Source organism: Mesorhizobium sp. M1E.F.Ca.ET.041.01.1.1 (genome assembly GCF_003997355.1).
Classification (GTDB): Bacteria; Pseudomonadota; Alphaproteobacteria; order Rhizobiales; family Rhizobiaceae; genus Mesorhizobium.
The window spans coordinates 1-5,016 of record NZ_RZSL01000463.1; the positions used below are offsets into that span (position 1 = coordinate 1).

4 protein-coding genes are annotated in these 5,016 nt (G+C 59.4%); all 4 read left to right on the forward strand.

The genetic code is table 11. The features are described from left to right. Positions 1 to 1,333 (forward strand): MmgE/PrpD family protein (locus EOA38_RS27800; RefSeq protein WP_145966095.1); only part of this gene is annotated, 1,333 nt, incomplete at its 5' end. Positions 1,334 to 1,668: 335 nt separating this feature from the next. Continuing rightward, a complete protein-coding gene (locus EOA38_RS27805; protein ID WP_189434955.1) occupies positions 1,669 to 3,048 on the forward strand; it encodes an amidohydrolase family protein in 1,380 nt (459 codons plus the stop codon). A gap of 483 nt (positions 3,049 to 3,531) precedes the next feature. Beyond that, on the forward strand, positions 3,532 to 4,218 hold the full coding sequence (locus EOA38_RS27815) for a transposase (protein ID WP_281060123.1): 687 nt from the start codon (positions 3,532 to 3,534) through the stop codon (positions 4,216 to 4,218). Next, positions 4,197 to 4,520, forward strand: coding sequence for a transposase (locus tag EOA38_RS40995; protein ID WP_281060124.1), 324 nt, complete (start codon positions 4,197 to 4,199; stop codon positions 4,518 to 4,520). Before EOA38_RS27815 ends, EOA38_RS40995 begins: the two co-directional genes overlap by 22 nt. Positions 4,521 to 5,016: the final 496 nt, after the last annotated feature.

The following is a 5,016-nucleotide window of genomic DNA, read 5'->3' on the forward strand; positions in this document are numbered from 1 at the left end:
CCTCACGTACGACGAACTACCGGCAGCAGTAGTCGACAAGGCGAAGCTTCTCATCCTCGACCATGTCGGCTGCATGATCGCGGGAAGCGCTAGCCAAGGGGCGAGACAAATGACGCCCTATCTCGCGCGTATCGATTCCGGTGGTCCCAGCACCGTTTTCGGCACGTCACTGCGCTTCCATCCTGCTAATGCCGCTCATGCCAATGCCCATAGCGCCAGTATGCTTAGCCTGGATGATTCCTACGTCCTTTTCGGGCATCCCGGCGTCTCCATTATCCCGGCTGCGCTCGCCGTTGCCGAAGAGGTAAACAGCTCCGGCAAGGCGCTGATCGCCGCGATTGTCGGTGGCTATGAAATGTCTTTGCGCCTGGGTGCGGCCATGCGGCCTACCGAAGATCGCGCCCGCCACGTCACCGGTCTCGCGCAGTGGCAGATTTTCGGCGCCTGCACGGCAACAAGCCTGTTGCACCGATTCAGCGCCGGGCAAATCGCCGATGCTTACGGGCTGACGCCGATGCATGCTCCGCTTCCCTTTGGACGCAAATTCCAGTCCCGGCCAATGAACTTTTTGAAGAACAATTACGGATGGGGGAACAAGGGGGCCATCACTGCGGTCGACCTTGTACGCGAAGGTTTCCATGGGAACCGCACCATCTTCGACGGCGAAGACGGCTTCTGGGTCATGGCCGGTTCCGACCGCTTTGAGCCCGAGGACATGCTTGACCAGTGGGGAGAACGCTACTTCACCCTTGAGACCGGCTTCAAGCCTTATGGCGTCTGCCGCTGGATCCACACCGCGATCGACTGCCTACGCGTGCTGCAGACACGCCATCGTTTCGGCCATGCCGACATTAGGGGCATTCATGTCGAAACCGTAAGCAAGTTCGTTAACGACTTTGATGGCCCCTGGCCGCAATCCACCATCGAAGCGGCATTTCACATCCCCTATGCGCTCGCTCTCGAACTGCACGACAAGTCCTCCGCGACGGGGCTCCGCGAAGGCGACCTGGCTGACGAAGGTGTTAAACAAACCGCAGCACGGATCAGTCTTTCAATCCTCGCCGGTGCCGATGAGGTATTTTATGCGCAAAGGCTCCTGCCGGCCCGCGTCAGCATCACCCTCCAGAATGGCAAAACGCTTTCTGCCCAGGCCGAGGTTCCAACCGGCGCCCCCGGCGGGCCCGCTTTTGGACAGGCGGAAGTGGAAGCGAAGTTCCTCACGCTGGCTAGCCCCGTCATCGGCGCGATCAATGCCGCGCGCCTGAAGGAGACCCTCCTCGAATTGGAGGGCCTCTCCGTCCGCGACGCACTGAAGTCTAGCGCCGTGACGTGATCTCCGCGCGGAGCTTCTCACTGAGACGTTCCGGGTTTTTTGAGAGCGAGACCGATGAAGCGGGCGCGTATCATACTAACTCTTCGCAATCCGTGCTGGCGGTATGCAGGAGCCAATCCCGCTGCCAGCCGGACAGCGCTGGAGCCGGGCAAGGGCATCATCGGACCAGCGAGGGGCTCGCCGAGCCAGAAGATGACTATGAGGGAGCGTGCGCATCAGCACGACGGCGCAAACCGAATGACCCGCCTCGCTAAAGCTACCAAATCAGGTAGCACGGGTCACTAAGTGGGATGGCTCCGCCAGAGGTTGAAACAATTCACAAGAAGGTCGAAACAATGCACAAGAAGACCGTCGACACTATCATCATCAACGGTGATATTTTTACCGGTGACAGAAGTCAGCCTCACTATCGACCGGGGGCCGTAGCGATTTCTGATAGCGTAGTGGTAGGGATAGGTCACGAGCAAGAGATTCTGTCGGCGTATGATGCAACGCGCAAGATCGACGCTCAAGGCGCTTTGGTCCACCCGGGCTTCATTGAAACCCATCTGCATTCGACGGGAATGGCTTATCACGGAGCGCCTTTCTCGCCGCTGTCGGGCGCAGCGAGCAAGGTGAACTACTCGAGCATGAAGGGAGCGACTGACCCCGAGATAACCGCCGCCTATACGGCCGCGGCCGCCTGCTCGATGCTACAACGCGGCTTTACCCTGTACTTCGAGTCCGGCACCGTCATCGAAACCGATGCGTTTGCCGAAACGATGACAAAGTGCGGTGTGCGCGGAATGGTGACCGCAGCATGGGGATGGGACGATCTGTCGTCCGCCATGAACGATGGTCATGGGCACAACGAGACGCTGAAGCGGCGTGCGCCGGCGGACGCGAGGCGGGTTATCGACCAGTGCAAGCACGAACTTGCGCGCAACAAGGACGACAATGCGATGGTACGCGGCTATGTGGGTCTGCAAGGAGGGTCGAGCAGCACGGACGAGCTCATCCAGGAAGCGGTAAGAGTGGCCGCCGATTCGAACGCGATCTTCTGGGCGCACCAGGCCTTCGACCCCGACTCCGATGCGGAAGAGCGAAGGAAGTTTGGTGATTGCGGCACAGTGCGTATGCATCGCCTCGGAGCCCTTGGGCCCAGCACCACGCTCGCGCATATGAACATGCTTGACGAACAGGACATCGAGCTCATCCTGGCGATGAAGCCGGGCCTTTCCTGGTGCCCCAACAATGCGATGGCCTATCGGATTACGCCACCGCATAAATGCTGGTTTCCGCATCTCTACCGAAATGGGGCAAGTGTTTCGCTCGGTGTCGACACGATCATGATCCATCCGATTGGGATCGCCGGCCTCATGAGCCTCTATCTGTCGAGACTGGTTGGGGAAAGGCTGAATGACTCCGATCCCTTTTACATGCAGACGATCGATGCTGCGAGGAACGTAGGCCTCGGTGACAAGCTGGGCAGCTTGGCCGTGGGCAAGCGCGCCGATGTGGTCATCCGGGAAGCTCGCGACATCACCCATTATTCCTGGCGCGACGATATGGGTATCCTGTTGTCGCTGTCCTCGTCGATGATCCCGGTTGACACAGTTCTCATCGATGGCAAGGTCGTAATGGAAAAGGGCCGCCTCACGACAATGGATCAGGATGAAATCCTTGCAGAAGCCGCGCGCCAGCGCGATCTTATGGCCGACAGGATCTCCACCTGAGTATGCGATAGCGAAAGCTGGCCTGAAGGTGCTGGTGCTCGAGCGTTACCATGTCGTTGGCGGCGGAGCTCTGTCGAGGAAATCGTTCCAGGCTTCACCTTTTCCGTTTTTTCCTACGTTGCAGCCCAGCTACATCCGAAGCTATCTAGTCTTAGTCTAGGCTTCGTGGACAAAGCGTGACGCTAGACTCGGTCGCTGAATGAATATGGCAAGTGGAACAGCGTCTTCCGCCCATACCGGCGATGGGTCGCGACAGGGGTGTTCGATGGGCTGCTCGAACACTCCGCCGAGATGGTGGAACGCGATGCCACCGCCGACATGATCGATAGTACCGTTGTCCGGGCACATTGTGCAGTCGGCATAAAAAGGGAACTCAGGAAACTGAGGCGCTTGGCCGATCGCGCGGCGGCTTCACCACCAAACTCGGGACTGTCAGGAATTCTGTACGTGAGGCCATGATGATGAAAAGGAGAGAATCATCACATGGCTATCGAGAAGGAACTTCTGGACCAGTTGCTTGCCGGTCGTAATCCGAATGAGGTTTTTTGCCAAGCTCGACGACCTGAAGAAGGCGCTTTCGGAACAATTCTGAACGCCGAGCCTCACGAGCACCTCGATGAGGAGCGCGCCGAGGGCGGTGCCAATCGCCGAAACGGCCATTCGAAGAAGGCAGTTTTGACCGGCAGCTCGAAGATGACACTGTCGATCCCGCGCGACCGGGCGGGAACCTTCGACCCGAAGCTGATCGCCAGGTACCAGCGCCGCTTTCCCGACTTCGACGCCAAGATCGTGTCGATGTATGCGCGCGTCATGAGCGTGCGCGAGTTTCCCGGCCATCTGGAGGAGCTTTACGGCATCGACGTGTCGTCGGAGCTGATCTCGGCCGTGACCGATGCCCGTCCTGGAGGAAGGGCCGAATGGCAGAACCGGCCGCTCGACGCGGTCTATCCGCTCGTCTTCTTCGAGGCCATCCGGGTCAAGATCAGGGACGAGGGCTTCATGCGCAACAAGGCCATTTACATCGCGCTCTGCATCCTGCCCGACGGCGCCAAGGAGATCCTCGGCATCTGGAGAGCAGACCCAGGGCGCCAAGTTCTGGCTGCGCGTCATGAACGAACTGGAGAACCGTGGCGCCGGCGACATCCTGATTGGCCGTTGTCGACGGGCTGAAGGGCTTCCCCGAGGCAGTTAACGCCATCTTCCCGCAGACCATGGTCCAGACCTGTATCGTGCACCTAATCCGTCATTCGCTCGAGTTCGTCTCATGGAAGGATCGCAAGGCCGTCGTGCCGGCGCTCAGGGCAATCTACCGGGCCACGGACGCCGAAGCCGGAATGAAGGCCCTGGAGGCCGGCGATTGGGGCCAGCGATGTCCGGCGATCACCCCAGAGCTGGCGGCGCAACTGGCAACATGTCGTGCCGTTCTTCGCCTATCCCGAGAGCGTGCGCCGCATCATCTACACGACGGATGACATCGACAAGCGTGATTTCGGCTTATTCGACTCCTGTGCGTTTATTCGTTCTGCTCAGGTGAGCTGTTTCTTCGCCCCGGCCTACAGGATTTCCCGTGCGAGCGTGTCGAGACGCAGTCAAGGCTGGCTGGTGCGATGGCGCCACGACCGATATAGGAATACCCCTGATACTGACGCTGATGTGCCCTTACCGGCGGAGGTCGAGGTCGTCGAACCGACCCACCCCCTTTATCGGCGACGCTTTCGGATTGTCTCTGTCATACGATCCCTTTGCGGTTATGCGGAGCTCCGCATAAAAAGCGACAGCGCAATCGAAGGATCCGCAGATCGCCATGGTCGTGGGCGTCAAGGCGCTTGGCTTACGGAGCCCTGACGAAGGCTAATTAGACGGCTGCCTTCAGGTTTGTACAAGCTTCAATCCGCTGCGAAAACGCGCTGCGTTGGCGACGTAATGGTCGGACGCGCGGCGGATCGCTGCTACCGAGTCATCCGATAG